Source organism: Microbacterium schleiferi (genome assembly GCF_038150145.1).
Classification (GTDB): Bacteria; Actinomycetota; Actinomycetes; order Actinomycetales; family Microbacteriaceae; genus Microbacterium; species Microbacterium schleiferi_B.
Map to the genome: position 1 here is coordinate 58,245 of NZ_JBBWSA010000013.1, position 17,382 is coordinate 75,626.

Consider the following 17,382-nt stretch of genomic DNA (forward strand, 5'->3'; position numbering starts at 1 on the left):
CCGAGCCGAGCCGACGGGCGGAACCGGGGGCCCTACAGGTCGACGCCGACGAGGACCGGCTCGGGCTGCAGGAGGAGTCCGAACTCGGCCTGCACCCGGCCCTGGATGAAGCGGGCGAGCTCGGCGATCTCTTCGGCAGTCGCGCCGGCGTGGTTGGTCAACGCCAGCGCGTGCTTGCTCGACAGGGCCGCCCGCGAGCGCGGCAGGCGAAAACCCTTGCGGATACCGGAGTGCTCGATGAGCCACGCGGCGCTGACCTTGACATCCGGATCGTCGACCTCAGCGGGCGGGATGTGCCCGTCGAAGGTGTCGAGCGGGATGATCCGGACCGGTTCCGAGGTCGCATCGGCGCCGTCGGGACGAACCGGCCACCGCGGGCACTCGGGCGGGAGCGTTCGGGCGAAGGATGCCGAGACGACGGCGTTCTGGAAGAAGGACCCCGCACTGTAGGTATCGGGATCGGCGTCATCGAGCACCATGCCCTTGCGGGCGCGCGTTGCCAGAACGTGGTCGCGCACCCACTGCAGGGTGACGGCGTCATCCTCCTCCAGGCTCAGGGCCTGCCGAAGCTGGGCACCCCGCAGCCGTCGGGAAGCCGGCCCCACCTCGAGCAGATCGAGAGTGACCGACAGGATCACCGCGCGCCGAAGCGGCTCGGAGCCGTGGTGATGTTTGAGCACCGACGTACGGAAGCCGAGTCCGAGCTCTGCGGCGGGAACTGTCGACACCTCGCCCGTGCTCTCGTCGATCAGCTCGACCTCGACGAGGGTCTGCACGATCTCTTGACCGTACGCGCCCACGTTCTGGACGGGAGCCGCGCCGACAGTGCCCGGGATGCCTGACATCGCGGCGATCCCCGAGAGCCCCTCGGCCACCGTGTACGCGACAAGGTCATCCCAGTCGTGACCGGCCTGGATGCGCAGCCGCGCCACCTGCGGCGCGGGCGCGGGCAACCGTTCGATGCCGCGGGTCAGGATGCGGATCACGGTGCCCTCGAAGGGTTCATCGCCGACGAACAGGTTCGATCCGCCGCCGAGGACGAACCACGGCTCCCCCGTCGCCCAGGTGTCCCGCAGCGCCGCGACCAGTTCGTCGCGATCGTGGGCTTCCCACATCCGAGCGGGCTCACCCCCGGTGCGCAGCGTGGTCAGGCTCGACAGCGGCCTGGGTGCGATCTCGGGCATCAGCCTCGGCGAGCGCGCAGGCGCGCCTTGCCCAGCACGGCGGTGTCGGCGGCGGTCACGCTCAGCTCGATGGTCACGGAATCCTCGTCGAGCGCGAAGACCTTGCCCTGCACGGCGACGTCGGCTCCGGCATCTGGGTCGACGACGACGGGCCGGGTGAAACGGACGCCGTACTCGAGGATGCGGCCGGCATCGCCGAGCCAGGGCACGACAGTTTCGGCGGCCAAGCCCATCGTCAGCATCCCGTGGGCGAGCACGCCGGGAAGACCGACGGATGCCGCGACGTCATCGCGGTAGTGAATCGGATTGAAGTCGCCGGATGCTCCCGCATAGCGCACGAGCGACTCGCGGGTGAGGTGCACCGCGCGTTCGGCCACAATGTCACCGACGGCAAGTTCGGCGGAGTCGATCGTGTGCGCGCTCATTCGTCGTCTCCTCCCACCAGCAGCACGGAGGTCGCCGTGACGACGTGAGCGTCATCGGCATCCGTGATGGTGGCCTCGCTCGTGACCATCGCGCCCTTGCCGAACGGACGCACCTGCGTGATCGCGAGGGTCGCAACGAGCTCGTCGCCCGCGACGATCGGGCGCGTGTAGGCGAAACGCTGCTCGGCGTGGATGAGTCGGTGCAACTCGATTCCCGAATCGGGCTCGGTGAGCAGCTGCTGCAGCGTGAGGTCTTGAATGACCATCGCGAAGGTCGGCGGGGCAACGACATCGGCGTATCCGAGAGCCTGAGCGGCGCCAGGGTCGGTGTGCTGCGGGTCGTCGGCGAACACAGCTCGCGCGAACTCCCGGACCTTCTCTCGTCCCACCAGATACGGGGCGGTCGGCGGGAAGTCCCGCCCGACCAGTTCAGGGTTCACAGACACCAGGCCATCCTACCGAGGGAGGGCGAAGCGTCCTGGGACGGCGGTCGACGGGTCAGTTGCGGACGGATGCCGCGACCCGGTCCCACCACTGCCGGGATGCCGCACGCAGCCGCGGCAGGCGGGCGGCTGCCTCGGCGCGAATGGCGGCGGTGTCGGCGACGAGCGTCTCGAGCCGACGCGGCGCGCCCGGCAGCTCGTCGAGATCGAGCACGCTGGTCTGGCCCCAGTGACCGAGGGCTCCCCCGAGCTTGATGCGCGTGTACTGGTCGGCCGACAGTGCGAGCACGGGCGTGCCGGCCGGCGCGGCGAAGACAGCAGGGTGGTAGCGGCCTGTGATGAGCAGGGCGGCACCGCGAACAAGCGCCGCCGCCTCACGGGACGTTCCGGTGGGGATGACGATCGAGGGCTCCGACATCCGTTGCCTGATCCTCTCGTGCAGGGCGGCATCGCCCCGCGGGGGCGCGGCGGGATCGAGCGGCCCGAAGTGTGCGTGGAACGCCACCGGTCCGACGGTTCGTGCTGCAGCATCCGCGAGCTCGGCAATGTGCTGCTCGACCTGGTCGGCTGGTCGCCCCGCGAACCAGCCCGACAGACTCACGACGACTCCCCCGCGCGACGCTGACGCACCGGTCTCCCCCGCTGCGCCGAGGCCGAGGAAGGACGCGTCATCGACGTTCAGCGTCGCACTCAGACCCCAGGAGTCAACGAGGGCTGCCGTGTCAGGCTCTCGCACACCGACCAGAGCCGCCTCGCGCAGCATCCGTGCCACCGCTACGTCATCGGGTGTGTCGAGGTCGGGGCCGAGGGTCTGCCCCGTGACCGCGACCGGCACTCCCTTCGCACGAGCCACGCGTGCCAGGGTCGTGCGTTCGAACACGTGGCTGTGCCAGCGGGTAGCCAGATTTCCGCCACCCGCGTTGACGAGCAAGCGCGCCCCCTCAAGGGTCGCGAAGACCTCGGCTGCCGGATCGTCCGGCGAGAGCTCAGCCGAGCCCGCGGCTACCGCGAGAAGGTGGTCGGCGCGCCGCGCGGCTTCGGCACGATCGAGTCCCGCGAACCCGAGCCGCGGGAGTGCCGGGATGCCGTAGCGCGCCGCCGTTTCGGGGGGATTCGAGCTCACCCCGATGGGCGAGAGACCCCGCTCAGAGAGCTCATCAACGGCGACCTCGAACATCGCCTCGTCGCCGATATGGAACATGCCATCGAGCACGCCGACGTCACCGATGATGAGAACAGACACGGGCTTCTCCAGCATTGCCAGGACGAGGGAAGACGCCACAGATCGGTGGCGTTGTCAACCCTAAGGGGATGTGGCACAGCGTTCGCGTTCGGGCAGTACGATCACCCTGTCCGGGTGGCGGCGCCGGGACGCGCGAGGAAAGGACCGCCATGGGGATTCAGGCAGCGATGGACCAGGTGACCGGCGCCGCAACCATCGTCGAGGCGTTGCGTGCTGCCGACGATCTGGCGTTCGAGGCAGGCCGCGATCCGGGCGTGCGTACGCTCCGGGTGCTCTCGGCAGCCCTGGCCGGAACCGACGACATCGCCGCGATTGCCGCGGTGCACGCCCTGTCGGAGATGTTCGACGAGCAGGCAGCCGCGCGCCTGGTCTCGCTGCTCGATGACCCACGCCCCTTCATCCACGAACACGCGGCCTGGGCGCTCGGCCAGGGGCTGCCACGGTTCTCGGCGATCGCACGCCTGATCGCCCTCGTCGACCGCGGTGGGTTCACCGGGATGCTCGCGCAGCGCACGCTCGAGAAGTGGTCAGTCGCGGCGGGAGACGTGCTGGCGGTCGCGCTGGAGTCGGTACTGGCCGTATCGACGGAGGCGACAGATGCCGCGGGCCGGGCCCGCCTGGTCGAGACGCTGGGACTCGTGCGCCAGCCGTCCGCGACGCACACACTGCTGGCCATTGCCCGCACCGACACAGAAGCCATCGAGGTGCGCGAAGCCGCCATCGCGGCGCTGGGTCAGCGTTCGGGCGAGCCCGGGGTGCGGCGTGCGCTCGAGGACCTCGTCACTGCCGACGGACCCCTGTCTGACCACGCACGGTTGGCTGTCATCGACCTTGGGCCGGCTCTCGCTCACCCCGCCCGCGACACCTCGAGCGGGCTCACCGTTGCCCAGCTCTTCCTGCACGCCGACATCGACCCGTCGCTGAGCGCCGCCGGGGCCGGGGATAACGGCGGGATCGCCACCCTCCTCGTGCGCCTGGGCGATGCTCTCACTCACGAGCCCGGTGCGGTCGAACGCGTCCTGACCCTCTCGCGCGGCTCGATCTCGCAGGCAACGGCTGACCTCCTCGATGTCGCCTCCCAGAGCGGCGGGCACGTCTACGGCCATGTTCCGCTCGCGGCGCGCCCCACGCCGTCGGCTGCGGCATGGCCCCTGCGAGTTCGGGCCCGGCGCGGCATCCGTCGCCTCCTGCGCGCGGCCGGTCACATCGACGTGCTGCACCTGCGGATGGCCGACGTCGGGTCACTCGCCGCAGCCGACGTCGCACGCGAGCTCGGAATCCCGACGGTCTTCACCCTCGCACCCGACCCCCATGCAGTCATCCAGTCGCTCGACCGGGCGGGCACCCTCACCCGCGAGAACTTCGGCGAGACCGACCTCGCCGAGCACTTCTGGTTCCGCACGAGTTTGGTGCGCTCGCTCGCGGGCTCCGCCTCGCACAGCGTGCTGTTCCCGCGCCAGAACCTTGCCGACGACATCCGATCACTGGTCGGCGTCGACATCGACAGTGTCCCGGAACGACACACGATCGTCGCGGAAGGGGTCGACCTCGCGGTTGTCGATCGATCCGTCGCCCTCGTGTCAGCAGGGGCCACGGATGCCGACCCCGCGCTGCGCGAGCTTGCCGACCTGGTGGCGGGGTTGGCGCCGGATCGGCGTGATCTGCCGCTGATCGTGAGCGTCGGCCGCATGCACCGCGTGAAGGGAATGGCGACGCTCGCCGAGACGTGGGCCGGCAGCGCGCTGTCCGAGCGTGCGAACCTGCTCATCATCGGCGGTGACCTCGAGAACCCCTCGCTGGATGAGCGCGAGCAGCTCGACCGCATCGAGGTCGTGGTTCCCTCCGCCAAGCGCGCGGCACGCGGCCTCATCCTCGCCGGACACCGCCCCAACGACGTCGCCGCCCGCTGGGTGGCTGCAGCCCGGCTCGGGATCCCCGGCAGAGTGGCCGGGCGCGGGGTGTACGTCTGCGCGAGCATCAAGGAGGAGTTCGGCATCGCCCTGCTGGAGGCCCTCGCGACGGGACTTGTTGTCGTCGCCCCCGACGGTGGCGGACCCGCGACGTACGTTGCCGACCAGGACACCGGGTTTCTCACCGCGACCTGGGATGTCCACGCGCTGGCGGAGGCGACCCACCGCGCGCTGGATCGCGCAGCCCTGGCCGACCCCGCGATCGCCGAGCGAGCTCGAGTAATGGTCGCCGAGCGGTTCACGATCCAGGCCATGGCGGCAGCGCTCGCTCCGGTGTATTGGCAGGTTGCTGAGCAGGAGGCCGAGCTCGTGCGAGCGGCGGGCGTGGCATGACGCTTCTCGTCATCAGTCCCGACTACGCCTCGCATCTGCTTCCCCTCGCGACACTCGCGACAGCGTGGCAGCAGCGCGGCGAGGAGGTCGTCGTCGCGACGGGCCCCGCGACCGATCCGATCGTGCAGCGCTTCGGCTACCGGCGGGTCGATCTGCCGCTCGGTCGCGGCGCGAACGCGGGAATCATCCGCACGGCGCAGCAACAGACCGACGAGGCGGCGTCTCTCGAGGGGTTCTTCGCCGCCACACGTCACGGGATGATCCCGACTCTGCTCTATCAGGCGCGGGAGCGCCTCACCGACCTCATGTGGCAGCCCGAGGATCGTGCCCGGGCAACCCTCGCGGTGATCGAGGATGTCGCACCCGACGCGATCCTCGTCGATCACCTTGCCTTCAGCGCTCGCCTCGCGCTCCATACGGCAGGCATCCCCTATGGCGATGTGGTGCTCGGCCATCCGAGCGCCCTGCCGGTTGCCGGTGAGGTCTATGGCTTCCCTCCGGCGTGGCCGGCATCCTTCTCTCCAGACCCCGACGAGCTGCGTACGCTCCGGGACGTCTGCGTGGAAGTCTCGGCGCGGTTCACGGCACAGTGGAACGAGGTAGCACAGCGCCTGGATCCAGGATCGCGCGGCGTCGAGGACGCGTTCGCCACCCACGGCGAGCGCGTGCTCTACAACTACCCGACTGAGCTTGCCCTCACCGATGGGCGGGCGCTACCCCCGCACGTCTTTCTCGGTTCCACCCGTCGCGCCGAGCCCGCTGATGACGAGATCGATGCGTGGCTCGCTGCCGACGAACCGTTCGTGTATGTCAGCTTCGGCAGTTTTCTATCCGTTCGCGGCGACGTGCTCGCGCGCGTCGCCGAGGCACTGCGCCGCGTCGGCGTCCGCGCGGCGATCTCGACCGGAGCCACCGACCCGGCCGAACTCGGCACGATCCCGGAAACCTGGCTCGTGCGCGAGTATCTGCCGCAAGTGCGGCTGCTCGATCACGCCGCCGCTGCCGTCACCCACGGCGGCAACAACTCCGTGACCGAAGCGGTCGGAGCTGGCGTGCCGCTCCTGGTGCTCCCGTTCTCGACCGACCAGTTCGCGGGGGCGGCAGCGATCGAGCGTGAGGATGTCGGACGCGCGCTCGACCCGAATGCCGCAAGCGTCGAGGATCTCGCGGCAGCTCTCTCGGCCCTCGTCGACCCCGCATGGGCGGGGCGGGCGACTCTCGCCGCGATCCGCGCCGACCAACACGCCGATCCGGGGCCCGAGCGGGCCTACCGAACGCTCACCGACACCACGTCCGCCGAGCGCTAGCCGCTAGTCGGGGAGGCCGACGAGCGCTGCCATCGCGGCCCGGTCGCCGGCGGCATCCCGGTACTGCTGCATCCGCGCCGCGTTGGCCTCGTAGCCCGCGCCGGCACGGACCTCGCCGACGTGGTGGAGTGCGTACACGCGCCCCTCGTGGCGGCGCGGCGGCTCGCCGAGAAGTGCCTGATGGGCGAGGTTCCAGGCGGCATCCTCGAACCCCCACCCGCGGAACCCGGCATCCTGACCGCCGTGGCGGGCCCACGTGCGCGGTGTCGCGATGTAGACGCCCGAACAGGCACCCGACACGAACTGCTCGACGGTGCACTCGGGTAGCGGAACGCGGCGCGCATAGTCGGCGGAGCCCGTCGCGCCGAGCCACCGGTACTCCGTATACGGAAGGTGCACGACGCCACTGGTCGCCGCTGCGCGGATCGCCTCGCGCAGCGGCTGAACCTCGGGGATCGTGTCGGCATCACCGATCACGACGACCTCGTCGGGGTCGGCATCCGCCATCGCCTGGTTTCGACAGGCTGCCAGGACGAACGGAACGTCACCGGTGTCGACGGTCGTCAGCGGCACCTCGGGGAGATTCTCCCGATACCAGGCGACCACACGCTCGAACGCATCGATGCGCGACGGAGCCGGGCGCCACGGCAAGACGATTCGGGCAGCCGGCAGAACATCGTCGGGGGTGAGAGAATCCACTCCACCATCATGGGGCCGCCAAGGAGACGCCATGCCCGAACTGTTCAACTACTTCGACCACGTGGAACTGCCGACTCCGACCCTCGGCGTCGGCGAGGTCGAAAAGCTCTGCCAGCTGGCCTTTGGCATCGACGTCGTCGCGATTCCTCTCGGTAGCCAGCAGGATCAAAACTTCCGTCTCTTCCCGCGAGGCTCCGACATGCCGCTCGGCGTCCTCAAGCTCAGTAATCCGGTGTTCAGCGAGACCGAGATCCGCATGCAGGATGCCGCGACGGAGGCTGTCGCGATGGCCGATCCCACGCTGCGGTTACCTCGCGTGCTCTCGGGCCCCCGGGGTGCTCTGCGGGCCTGGTGGGACAGCTCGCAGGGGCGCATTCACGCTCGCGTGCTGGAGAACATCTCCGGTCACACCCTGACCGGGTCCCGCTATCTTCCGCCCGCTGTCATCGAACGCCTCGGAGACCTTGCGGGCAGGGTGAGCGCAGCACTCGGAAGCTTCGAGCATCCGGCGAGCAGCCGCACCCTGCAGTGGGATCTACGTCATGCACGCAGGGTCATCGACGCCCTGCTGCCTGATGAGCCGGATGCAGAGGTTCGCGCCGCGATAGAACAGGCGCTGAGCGAGGCCAGCGCGACGCTCGATCGGGTCGAGTCTCGCCTTCCTCTGCAGGTAGGGCACTTCGACATCACTGACGACAACGTGCTGCGCGGCGAGGGCGAGCTCCTCCCCGACGCCGTGATCGATTTCGGCGACGTGATGCACTCGTGGCGCGTCGCCGAAATTGCGGTCACGGCATCCTGCGTCCTGCACCACGACGGCGCCGATCCGACGTCGGTCATGCCTGCGATTCGCGCCTTCCACGCGCGGTGCCCCCTGACCGACGAGGAGATCACGGCCCTCTGGCCACTCATCGTCTTGCGCGGAGCGACTCTCGTGCTGAGCGGGCGCGCGCAGGTGCGCCTCGATGACGCGAACGACTACGCCGCTGACGCGCTCGATCGCGAGCGCCGGATCTTCGATGTGGCAACCTCGGTGCCGGCATCCGTCATGACCGCGGCGATACGTCGGGCGCTGGATCCCGACAGTTCCGCGCCGACCCGCGCATGGGAGGGCGCTCCCGTGATGACACTCCCGGCTGAGACTGTCGTTCTCGATGCCAGCACCGTCTCACCCGTGAACGATCGGGGTGCCTGGCTCGACCCGGAGGCGCTCGACCGGGCTGCGTTGAGCACGCTGGATGCCGGCGCCAGCGCGGTCGTCGTTGCGGCGTGGCATGCGTTGTTGAGCGGGGCGCCGCTTCGAACCCCGACTGCTCCGGCGACGATCCCCACCGGCACGACGCTCTGGCTGGCTGAGCCGCTCGCGCTCGGTCGAGACGATGGCCAGTGGACAAGCGGCGCCGGGGCCCTCACCTGGGGCAGCGGCGACGAGGTGGTCACGATCAGTGGGCTTCCTGAGGGCTCGGATGCGGCGCTTCCGGCACGCACGCGCCTGTTCGTGCAGCGCCACGCGGCAGGCGACGAACCGCCGCCTCCCCGGGTCACCGCAGATCTCGCCGAGGCCTGGCGCGAGGTGGTCGGCGACGTCTCCGAAGCTCTCGGTATGGCACCGCCGCTGCCGCGCGAGGACGACAGTCTCGCTCGTCGTCACAAAGTCCTGGCAGAGGTTCAGGAGCACTACTACGACACGCCACCGAGGATCGAGCGCGGGTGGCGGGAGTTCCTCATCGATACCGACGGTCGGGTGTACCTCGACATGGTCAACAACGTCGCCTCGGTGGGCCATGCGCATCCCCGCGTCGCGGATGCCGCAACCCGACAGCTCAACCTGCTCAACACCAACTCTCGCTTCCACTACCGCGTGATCACCGAGTACGCCGAGCGCATCGCTCAGACGCTGCCCGCGGAGCTCGACACAGTCTTCTTCGTCAACTCGGGCTCGGAGGCAGCGGATCTCGCTCTTCGACTGGCGATGGCATCCACGGGCCGCACCGACATCGTCGCGATGCGCGAGGCCTACCACGGGTGGACCTTCGCGAGCGATGCCGTGTCGACATCGATCGCCGACAACCCGAACGCGCTGTCCACGCGCCCGGAGTGGGTGCACACCGTGGCCGCCGCCAATCCCTACCGCGGCACGTATCGCGGCGACGATGCCGAGCGGTACGGACCTGAAGCCGTCGCGGTGATCGAGCGACTTGCCGCATCCGGGCGTGCTCCGGCCGGATTCATCTGCGAGACCTTCTTCGGAAACGCCGGGGGCGTCGCGCTACCGCCGGGGTATCTCGCGCAGGTCTACGAAGCTATTCGCCGCCACGGTGGCCTCGCCATCGCCGACGAGGTGCAGGTGGGCTTCGGCCGGCTCGGCGAGTGGTTCTGGGGGTTCGAGCAGCAGGGGGTCGTGCCCGATATCGTTGCGGTCGCGAAGTCGATCGGCGCCGGCCACCCCATCGGCGCCGTCATCACCCGCCGGGAGATCGCCGATCGGTATCGCACCCAGGGGTACTTCTTCTCATCGACGGGTGGCTCTCCGGTATCTGCGGCGATCGGTCTGGCGGTTCTCGATGTCATCGAGCAGGAGGGTCTGCAAGAGAACGCGCGGGTCGTCGGAGCGCATCTGAAGCGGAGTTTGGAACGCTTGGCTGGATCCCACCCGATCGTGGGAGCGGTGCACGGCGCGGGCCTGTATCTCGGCGTCGAGTTCGTGCGTGACCGCGTCACCCTGGAGCCGGCGAGCGAAGAGACCGCGGCAATCTGCGACAGACTGCTCACGCTCGGGGTGATCATGCAACCCACCGGTGACTACCTGAACGTGCTGAAGATCAAGCCGCCACTGTGCGTGTCACTCGAGTCGGTTGACTACTTCGTCGATTCGCTCGACCGGGTTCTCAGCACGGGCTGGTGACGCGCGGCATCCGGTCGCTCAGGATCCAGAGCGCTGGGCGCGAATCGCCCGCAGGGCCATCTGCACCGCGATGAAGGCAATGAAGATCGAGAACAGCACATTGCCCACGAACGGATCGACGAGCGTCGCGATCCAGGCGCCGAGCGCCGTTGTCGTGCACGCTGCGACACCGATGGCAATGGCCGCGGGCAGGTCGACGTTCTTGCGCCGGATGTTACCGACGGTCCCCGAAATCGCCGTGGGGATCATCATCAGCAGCGAGGTGCCCTTGGCTTCGAGGTCGCTCGCCCCGAACAGGATCATGAGCACGGGAACGACCACGATGCCGCCGCCGACGCCGAGAAGGCCCGCCAGGATGCCGGTGATGAGGCCCAGCACGATGAGGCCGATGACCGAGAGGATCGTGTATTCGATCTCAGCATCCCGCGAGGGGATCACGAGGTAGAGGCTGATGATCACCAGCACGAGGAACCCGACAAAGCCCCAGCGCAGCACCGGAAGAGGAAGTCGGTGCAGCAGCCACGTGCCAATCTGAGCACCGATGATCGCGCCAGCGGCGAGGATGATCGCGGCGATCCACGCCACCGAGCCGGTCATCGCATAGGAGATGACGCCCACCGTCGCCGTCGGAACGATGGCCGCGAGCGAAGTGCCGGCAGCGAGTCGCTGATTGAACCCCAGAAAGAAGACCAGTGCGGGCACGATGACCGTGCCGCCACCGACGCCGAACAGACCCGACAACAGGCCCGCAGCCAAACCCACCAGAATCGCGACGATGTAGAAGCGCGCGGTGCGCGGCTGGGGTGTGGTGGTCATGTGCTCGCTCTCGTCGGCGCCGGAACGCCGGCCGTGCCAGCCTACTCGTCTGTGCTAGCTACTGGTCTGGGGCAGCCGCCCCGACGCGACGGGTTCGGGGCTACTCCACGCTCACGAGGTCGTAGATTGCCCAGCCATCGTCATCCGGAACCACCGTGTATTCGTACTCGACGACCTCCCGCACACCCGGTTCGATGGGGTTGCCATCCTCGTCGAAGTGCGCGATGTAGCTCTCTTGGGTTGCGACGGTGTACTCGTATTCCGGGCCACGGATGTCGGTCACGACGATCTCATAGTCCGAGTACCACTCGGTGAACGCGTCGGACTGCCCCGTGAAGGTCGCGCAATCCTTGATCTGCACGATCTCGCGCAGGCGCTCCGTCGTGACCCCGAGGAAGAGGTCGCAGTCGGCGGTCTGCCAGGCCTCGTCGAACTCGTACACAGCCTCGACGGCGCCGCGTTCATCATCGTTCGTCGGTTCGACCGTGGCCGGCGCGCTCACCCGCCCAAAACCGAGGATCGCAAGCGGGATGAGCACTGCCGCGAGAACCACCGCAACGAGCATCGCCACACCGACGATCACCCAGATGATCCAGGTGCGGCTGCGCTGGGGAGCGGTAGCAGCCACGAAAATCCCCGACGGGGAGCCCTGGTCTGCCGGACCGCCGTCGGATGGAGCCGCGTCGCCTGGCGCCTTCGGCGGTTGCGGGGCGAACTCCGGCGCGGGCACTGTGCGCGGGCGCTGCCACGGGTCGGGCATCCCCTGCGGGTGCGGCTGCACATGCTCGGTCCACTGCTGGCCGTCCCACCATCGCAGGGCACCGTGACCGTCGTCATACCAGCCGGGGGCAATCGCCGACATCCGCTCTCGTTCCTCGTCGCTCAGTGGTCGCCTTCACTCTATGCGCGAGGAGCTCGGGCTCAGAAGTTCGCGACATAGTCTCCAGTGCTGAAGCCACCGGTGATCAGCCACAGCGGCACCAGAACCGTGATCAGGGAGAGAACCAGCGACACGATCGACCACGCGAGCACACGACGTGCGCGGATGTCCAGAATCAGCGCGATGACGGCAAGGACGAGGGCGATGGCCCCCACGATGATCGAGAAAGGCATTGTCACGATCAGCAGCCACCAGATCGTTGCCATCTCGGGGAGGAACCCGATGAGCAAGATCGCAAGCGAAGGCGCAAGGGCGATGAAGGCGGCGACAAACGCGATGATCCCGAGGATGGGGATGCGGCGGGCAGTGGGTACGGGCGGCGATGCCGGCGAAACGGATGCTGTCACGAGCGCAGTCTAGGGCGCGGTCGTTCGTTCCTCACCCGCGCTCCGGGCGATCCCGCCACCGACCGAGTAAGCACGGCCCGCCGCTAGCACCCGGTGCGGCGGCTGACAAGGGGCGGGTGTTTTCAGCGCAGAGGAGATACAGTCCCGTTCGACGGAACGTCGAAAGGAACACAGATGGCAACGCAGTCCGACACCGCTACCAAGACGAAGACCTCGGCATCCGGAGCGCCCCGTAACGCCCGCAAGGCAGCGAAGGGCGGCGCTGGAGCGAAACTCACCGACGAGCAGAACGCCGAGAGCGGCTTCCAAGCGTCGAAGCAGCTGAGCGTAAACCTGCAGCGCGTGCTCGTAGACCTTCTCGAGCTTTCGCTCCAGGGCAAGCAAGCTCACTGGAACGTCGTCGGCCGCAATTTCCGCGACACCCACCTGCAGCTCGACGAGATCATCGACGCCGCTCGTAGCCTCTCGGATGTCGTCGCCGAACGGATGCGTGCGCTTCACGCTCTTCCGGACGGCCGCAGCGACACGATCGCCGAAACGACGTCGCTCCCCGAGTTTCCTCACGGCGAGATCGACACCGACGAGGTCGTCGACCTGATCACCGAGCGTCTCGAAGCGGTGGTTGCAACCTGCCGTGAGGTGCACGACGAGGTCGATGACGAAGACCCCACGAGTGCCGACATCCTGCACGAGGTTCTCGGTCAGATGGAGCAGTTCGCTTGGATGGTCAGCGCCGAGCGCCGCACCCCCCAGGGCCGCTGAGCACCAGCTACCCGGAACGACGAAAGAGGCCCACCAGGGGCCTCTTTCGTCGTAGCAGGAGCGGGGCTCGAACCCGCGACCTCACGATTATGAGTCGTGCGCTCTCACCAACTGAGCTACCCTGCCGCACGGCATCCGTCGGTCACGAGATGGATGCTGCGAGCCCCGAGTCAGGATTGAACTGACGACCCCTTCCTTACCATGGAAGTGCTCTGCCACTGAGCTATCGGGGCGAAGCCCGGCGCGCGGGCAACTAGAAGAGAATATCAGAGCGCTGTCGTCGGAGAGAATCCGCTCCTGTGGTGATTACTGGTTGACGACAGCGGGGGCATCGGGCACGGTCACGACCGTCGATGCCACGTTGTGCGCCGCCAGCCAGGCCATCGGCTCTGTCGGGGTCTTGCCGTTCAGTAGAACTTCGAAGTGCAGGTGCGGACCCGTCGAGCGACCCGTGGTACCCACGGTTCCGACGACGTCGCCGAGCCTGATGACCTGACCCGGCTGAACGCGGAGCGAGCCGTACTGCATGTGCGCATAGTTCGTGGAAATAAGCTCGCCGTCCACGATGCTGTCGATGACGACGCGGGCGCCGTAGGCACCTCCGGCCTCGGTAGCGATACGGACGATACCGTCGGCGACAGCGTGGATCTCAGCGCCCTGCCCACCGGGCGCGAAGTCGACTCCCTCGTGCATCCGGCCCCACCGCATGCCGTACGGAGAGCTGATCGGAACTCCGACCGTGAAGGGGTACTGCACGGCAGCCGCGGCGTTGTTTACGTACGTCGACGCGATCTCTCGCACGCCAGCCTCGACCGCGAGCTCAGCCATGGACACAGCCGAATAGCCTTCCTCACGGCTGAGAGCAGTGGTGGATGCTTCGGCTGGCGCAACGTACGCCTGAATGTCCTCTTCGGGCGTCGCGGTCGGTTCGACGTCGGCCAGCGCGACGATAGAGGCTGTGGGGCCTTCGCCGCCGCCGGCAGCTGCGACAGCCTCAACGGGCGTGGTCATGCCGACGGCGAGCAGTCCGACGATGCCCATGACGCCGACCGAGAACGATGTGGTTGCGAGCTTGCGCACGGATCCGAGGCGGGGACGACGGCGAGCCACATGATCGGGCTCAACGGCCTCGGACTCATCTGCGGGCGACGAATCCGCTGCCGCTGACGTCTCCCGCGCAAGCGTAGGTGTCTCCCCCGTAGCGCCGAACGTGCGCACGACTTCGTCGAAGAGGTCACCGTTGCCGCCGGCCGCCGGCGCAGCCGGCTCATCGGCGAACGAGGGCTGCTCCGCAGCGGCCTGGTCGGACACTTCCGCTACCGTCGCGCCATCGTTGCCAGAAATGTCGGTGTCAGCATCGACAGAAGCGGGCGCTGCTGCAGCTTCCTCGGGAACGTCGCCGACCGAGACGAATCCGATCACCGCGCCAGATTCGACCGGCTCGGAAACCGGAGAGCTGGGGACGGCGCTAGCACGGCGCGCGCGACGTGTCAGCGGCGCGGCTGGCACAGTGACCTCCGCAGCGGCGGTCGCCTGCTCAGTCGGGCGGGGAGAATCGAGTCCGGCACCCGAAAGGGCGTCAGCTTCGGCATCCGTCAGCGGAACGTTGTGCGGCCTCGACCGCAGTCCTGCCGGCCTCGGAGCGAGCGAACCGGTCGACGTGTCGGGGCCCGCGGCTGTGGCTTGTGGATCGACTCGGCGTCCGCGGCGCAGGTCTGCGCGAGAAGAGCCCGATGCCTCCGACGCCTGCACAGGCGTGGGGGTTGTGCGACTGGAGCGGCGCGTTGGCGCTGCGTCAGGCGCAGGAATATCGGGGGTCACGGATCTCGCTCTCGGTCGTTCGGGTACGACGCGGGTGTTTCGAATGGTTCTCACCCTGCTCCGCGCGGATTTCACCGGTGCGCAAAGAAGGTAACGATACGGTAAACGCTACCTGCTCCCACCTGAGAAAGCCATGGGCGGCGCCCATTCTGCGGATTCCACAGTGGTATCCGCAGATCCGTTGTCAGGGTTGCGCGAGTGTAGACAGGCGCTCGAAGATCCCGGGAATCGCGGCGATCACCAGAACGCGACCGGTGTCGTCCGCCGGAAAAAGCTCGAAGCGTCCCCCAGCTTCGGTCACGATCAAGGCCGCCGCGGCGTGGTCCCAAGGCTTGAGCCCCCGCTCGAAGTACCCGTCGACCCGGCCGGCCGCTACCGAGCAGAGGTCGATGGATGCCGCACCCATGCGGCGAATATCGCGAGCGATCGGCATCACGCGGGCAACGCGGCCCAGATCGCCCGCGTGGGTGGCGGGGTCGTACCCGAAACCCGTCGCCAGCAACGCGCCGGCGTCGGAAGCATCAGCCTCAACATGGAGCCGCCGCTCATCCAACCACGCCCCCGCGCCCCGGGCCGCGTGGAACATCTCATCCAGCGACGGCACGTACACGGCCGCGGCGAGAGCCGTCCACGACTCCGGGGCAGCGCTGCCTTGCACTGCTGCGATGCTCACGGCGTAGAACGGGATGCCGTACGCGTAATTGACGGTGCCGTCGATCGGGTCGACGACCCACGTGACGCCGCTGGATCCCGGGTCGGCTTCAGACTCCTCACCGAGAAAACCGTCAGCCGGTCGAAGCGCTCGCAGCCGCGAGCGGATCAGCGCTTCGACCTCGCGGTCGGCTTCCGTGACGATGTCGGCGAGGGCGGACTTGGTGGCCGCGATCGAGACGCCCTCGCTACGTCGCTGTCGCGCCAGATCTCCCGCTTCGCGAGCGAGGCCTACAGCGATACTTTCAAGTTCTCGCGGGTCGGGGTGGTTCACCTCTTCACGCTAGCGCCCGATCACGATTGCCGCGGCGGGTCCGCAGAGTCGTCGGCGGGTCCATCCGCGGCCGACTCCGCCACAGCGTCGGAACTCGTGTCCGAATCGACCGACACCGAAGATTCGGGGGCAGCGTCAGCGGCCGTCGACGCGGATGGTTCGGCTTCGGGAGTCGGCGCAGCAGCGCTCGGCGCGGGGGTCGGTGAGACCGGCGCGAAGATCTGAGCGCCGGGCGTAGGGCGCCCCGTGTAGTAGGCGTTCCAGTCGGGCGAACCATCGGGCAGCATCGGCAGGGGCGTGACGCCGTCGATGTACATCGGCCACGGAAGCAACTCTTGTTGAGTGCGCGCTGGCGCAGCGGGCGCGGGCGCCACCGAAGCAGCCGGCACCCCGCCCATCGGCCGGGGAGCGAAGAGCAGATTGAGCAGGGGCACCAGTGCCGTGCCGACCGCGGCGAGAATCACGACCGCCACGACCACGCGCCAGTAGAACTCCGTGAAGTAGATCCAGTCGCTGAAGACCAGGGGCGTCAGCAGCAGCAGTGCAAGCACCGCGACCAGCCCGACCGTGACGGGAGCAAGGATGCGGTTCATTGGCGTGATCTGACGCAACGCAGCCCGCAGGAAGAACCGCGCGTGGAGCAGAGCGAGCTGAAGCACGAGGACCACGAGGAGGAAGCGGAGGAACCGTTCGGGGCCGACGAAACCCCATTCGTAGAACGACCACGGCTCGGGCATCCAGATCAGGATGATTCCCGCAAGCAGTGCGACGACCCAGGTCGCGATGCTGGCGATGGCGAACCACGCCGGACGGCGCGGCGCGAGCCGAGCTTCCATGATCGCGATACCGGCGAAACCGGCGAACAGCAGCACGGTTACGAATGCGCGGAAGATGGAACCGGCCTGCGGGCCGACAAGCACCCAGACGACGCAGATGAGGGCCGCTGCGACGAGCGCGCCGACTGCGACCCAGATCGCCGCCCGGGCATAGGGCGACCGCGCAGCGAAGGATTGGTCGGGGGTTTCGGCAGCTGGCGGCGGCGACGGAACGTGCGGCGCTGGGGCGTCAGGCGACGGCGTGGTCATGAATCCTCCCGAGGATCGATGTCGCTGTCATCCTCGCACGCGAACCTCAGATCGAAACCCCCAATTCGCCTCAGTTGTGGACGCGCTGGCTGAGGGCGAGGGTTGGGAGGGGCACGA

15 protein-coding genes and 2 tRNA genes are annotated in these 17,382 nt (G+C 68.2%); 4 read left to right on the forward strand and 13 right to left on the reverse strand.

Going from position 1 to position 17,382, the window contains the following annotated elements; all coding sequences use genetic code 11:
- Positions 1 to 32: 32 nt before the first annotated feature.
- The 4 genes from AADH62_RS13545 to AADH62_RS13560 are packed head-to-tail and all read right to left on the reverse strand — an operon-like array spanning position 33 to position 3,295.
- Entirely contained in the window at positions 33 to 1,184 is a 1,152-nt protein-coding gene (locus AADH62_RS13545; RefSeq protein WP_341579941.1) for a UDP-N-acetylmuramate dehydrogenase, read from the reverse strand.
- Positions 1,184 to 1,609 (reverse strand): MaoC/PaaZ C-terminal domain-containing protein, encoded by a 426-nt coding sequence (locus tag AADH62_RS13550; RefSeq protein WP_341579942.1) that lies wholly within the window; start codon positions 1,607 to 1,609, stop codon positions 1,184 to 1,186. The genes AADH62_RS13545 and AADH62_RS13550 overlap by 1 nt, the downstream gene beginning before the upstream one ends.
- Positions 1,606 to 2,055, reverse strand: coding sequence for an FAS1-like dehydratase domain-containing protein (locus AADH62_RS13555; protein WP_341579943.1), 450 nt, complete (start codon positions 2,053 to 2,055; stop codon positions 1,606 to 1,608). Before AADH62_RS13555 ends, AADH62_RS13550 begins: the two co-directional genes overlap by 4 nt.
- A 52-nt stretch (positions 2,056 to 2,107) precedes the next feature.
- A complete protein-coding gene (locus tag AADH62_RS13560; RefSeq protein WP_341579944.1) occupies positions 2,108 to 3,295 on the reverse strand; it encodes a polysaccharide pyruvyl transferase family protein in 1,188 nt (395 codons plus the stop codon).
- A gap of 149 nt (positions 3,296 to 3,444) precedes the next feature.
- Between AADH62_RS13560 and AADH62_RS13565 the strand changes: the two genes are divergently transcribed.
- The gene (locus AADH62_RS13565) at positions 3,445 to 5,598 is read left to right on the forward strand and encodes a glycosyltransferase (protein WP_341579945.1); all 2,154 of its coding nucleotides are present in this window, start codon (positions 3,445 to 3,447) and stop codon (positions 5,596 to 5,598) included.
- Entirely contained in the window at positions 5,595 to 6,905 is a 1,311-nt protein-coding gene (locus AADH62_RS13570; RefSeq protein WP_341579946.1) for a glycosyltransferase, read from the forward strand. Before AADH62_RS13565 ends, AADH62_RS13570 begins: the two co-directional genes overlap by 4 nt.
- A gap of 3 nt (positions 6,906 to 6,908) precedes the next feature.
- Here the strand turns inward: AADH62_RS13570 and AADH62_RS13575 are convergent, their stop codons facing one another.
- Complete coding sequence (locus AADH62_RS13575) at positions 6,909 to 7,604, reverse strand: hypothetical protein (RefSeq protein ID WP_341579947.1); 696 nt, start codon at positions 7,602 to 7,604, stop codon at positions 6,909 to 6,911.
- A gap of 31 nt (positions 7,605 to 7,635) precedes the next feature.
- Here AADH62_RS13575 and AADH62_RS13580 point away from each other — a divergent pair, with 31 nt between their 5' ends.
- Complete coding sequence (locus AADH62_RS13580) at positions 7,636 to 10,509, forward strand: aminotransferase (protein ID WP_341579948.1); 2,874 nt, start codon at positions 7,636 to 7,638, stop codon at positions 10,507 to 10,509.
- An 18-nt stretch (positions 10,510 to 10,527) separates the two neighbouring features.
- On the opposite strand, the gene AADH62_RS13585 is transcribed toward AADH62_RS13580, so the two are convergent.
- The 3 genes from AADH62_RS13585 to AADH62_RS13595 all read right to left on the reverse strand — a co-directional run bounded on the left by AADH62_RS13585 (position 10,528) and on the right by AADH62_RS13595 (position 12,612).
- A complete protein-coding gene (locus AADH62_RS13585) occupies positions 10,528 to 11,325 on the reverse strand; it encodes a sulfite exporter TauE/SafE family protein (protein ID WP_341579949.1) in 798 nt (265 codons plus the stop codon).
- Between the two features lie 100 nt (positions 11,326 to 11,425).
- A complete protein-coding gene (locus AADH62_RS13590; RefSeq protein ID WP_341579950.1) occupies positions 11,426 to 12,187 on the reverse strand; it encodes a DUF2510 domain-containing protein in 762 nt (253 codons plus the stop codon).
- Between the two features lie 59 nt (positions 12,188 to 12,246).
- The gene (locus AADH62_RS13595) at positions 12,247 to 12,612 is read right to left on the reverse strand and encodes a hypothetical protein (protein WP_341579951.1); all 366 of its coding nucleotides are present in this window, start codon (positions 12,610 to 12,612) and stop codon (positions 12,247 to 12,249) included.
- A 174-nt stretch (positions 12,613 to 12,786) separates the two neighbouring features.
- Between AADH62_RS13595 and AADH62_RS13600 the strand changes: the two genes are divergently transcribed.
- The gene (locus tag AADH62_RS13600; protein WP_341579952.1) at positions 12,787 to 13,374 is read left to right on the forward strand and encodes a DNA starvation/stationary phase protection protein; all 588 of its coding nucleotides are present in this window, start codon (positions 12,787 to 12,789) and stop codon (positions 13,372 to 13,374) included.
- Positions 13,375 to 13,426: 52 nt separating this feature from the next.
- On the opposite strand, the gene AADH62_RS13605 is transcribed toward AADH62_RS13600, so the two are convergent.
- The 5 genes from AADH62_RS13605 to AADH62_RS13625 all read right to left on the reverse strand — a co-directional run bounded on the left by AADH62_RS13605 (position 13,427) and on the right by AADH62_RS13625 (position 17,265).
- Positions 13,427 to 13,500 (reverse strand) — tRNA-Met (locus tag AADH62_RS13605).
- A gap of 35 nt (positions 13,501 to 13,535) precedes the next feature.
- Positions 13,536 to 13,607: transfer RNA gene (locus AADH62_RS13610), tRNA-Thr, on the reverse strand.
- A 73-nt stretch (positions 13,608 to 13,680) separates the two neighbouring features.
- Positions 13,681 to 14,796 carry a M23 family metallopeptidase gene (locus AADH62_RS13615; RefSeq protein WP_341579953.1) on the reverse strand — a complete coding sequence of 372 codons (1,116 nt, stop codon included), beginning with the start codon at positions 14,794 to 14,796 and terminating at the stop codon, positions 13,681 to 13,683.
- A gap of 583 nt (positions 14,797 to 15,379) precedes the next feature.
- Positions 15,380 to 16,180: an inositol monophosphatase family protein gene (locus AADH62_RS13620; protein WP_228177911.1), complete on the reverse strand. Its 801-nt coding sequence runs from the start codon at positions 16,178 to 16,180 to the stop codon at positions 15,380 to 15,382.
- 20 nt (positions 16,181 to 16,200) lie between these two features.
- Complete coding sequence (locus AADH62_RS13625) at positions 16,201 to 17,265, reverse strand: hypothetical protein (RefSeq protein ID WP_341579954.1); 1,065 nt, start codon at positions 17,263 to 17,265, stop codon at positions 16,201 to 16,203.
- Between the last annotated feature and the right edge of the window lie 117 nt (positions 17,266 to 17,382).

Coding starts and splice junctions, on each gene's coding strand:
- AADH62_RS13580 (WP_341579948.1), top strand. CDS start 7,636: ATGCCCGAACTGTTCAACTACTTCGACCACGTGGAACTGCCGACTCCG.
- AADH62_RS13590 (WP_341579950.1), bottom strand. CDS start 12,187: ATGTCGGCGATTGCCCCCGGCTGGTATGACGACGGTCACGGTGCCCTG.
- AADH62_RS13585 (WP_341579949.1), bottom strand. CDS start 11,325: ATGACCACCACACCCCAGCCGCGCACCGCGCGCTTCTACATCGTCGCG.
- AADH62_RS13550 (WP_341579942.1), bottom strand. CDS start 1,609: ATGAGCGCGCACACGATCGACTCCGCCGAACTTGCCGTCGGTGACATT.
- AADH62_RS13570 (WP_341579946.1), top strand. CDS start 5,595: ATGACGCTTCTCGTCATCAGTCCCGACTACGCCTCGCATCTGCTTCCC.
- AADH62_RS13545 (WP_341579941.1), bottom strand. CDS start 1,184: ATGCCCGAGATCGCACCCAGGCCGCTGTCGAGCCTGACCACGCTGCGC.
- AADH62_RS13565 (WP_341579945.1), top strand. CDS start 3,445: ATGGGGATTCAGGCAGCGATGGACCAGGTGACCGGCGCCGCAACCATC.
- AADH62_RS13600 (WP_341579952.1), top strand. CDS start 12,787: ATGGCAACGCAGTCCGACACCGCTACCAAGACGAAGACCTCGGCATCC.
- AADH62_RS13625 (WP_341579954.1), bottom strand. CDS start 17,265: ATGACCACGCCGTCGCCTGACGCCCCAGCGCCGCACGTTCCGTCGCCG.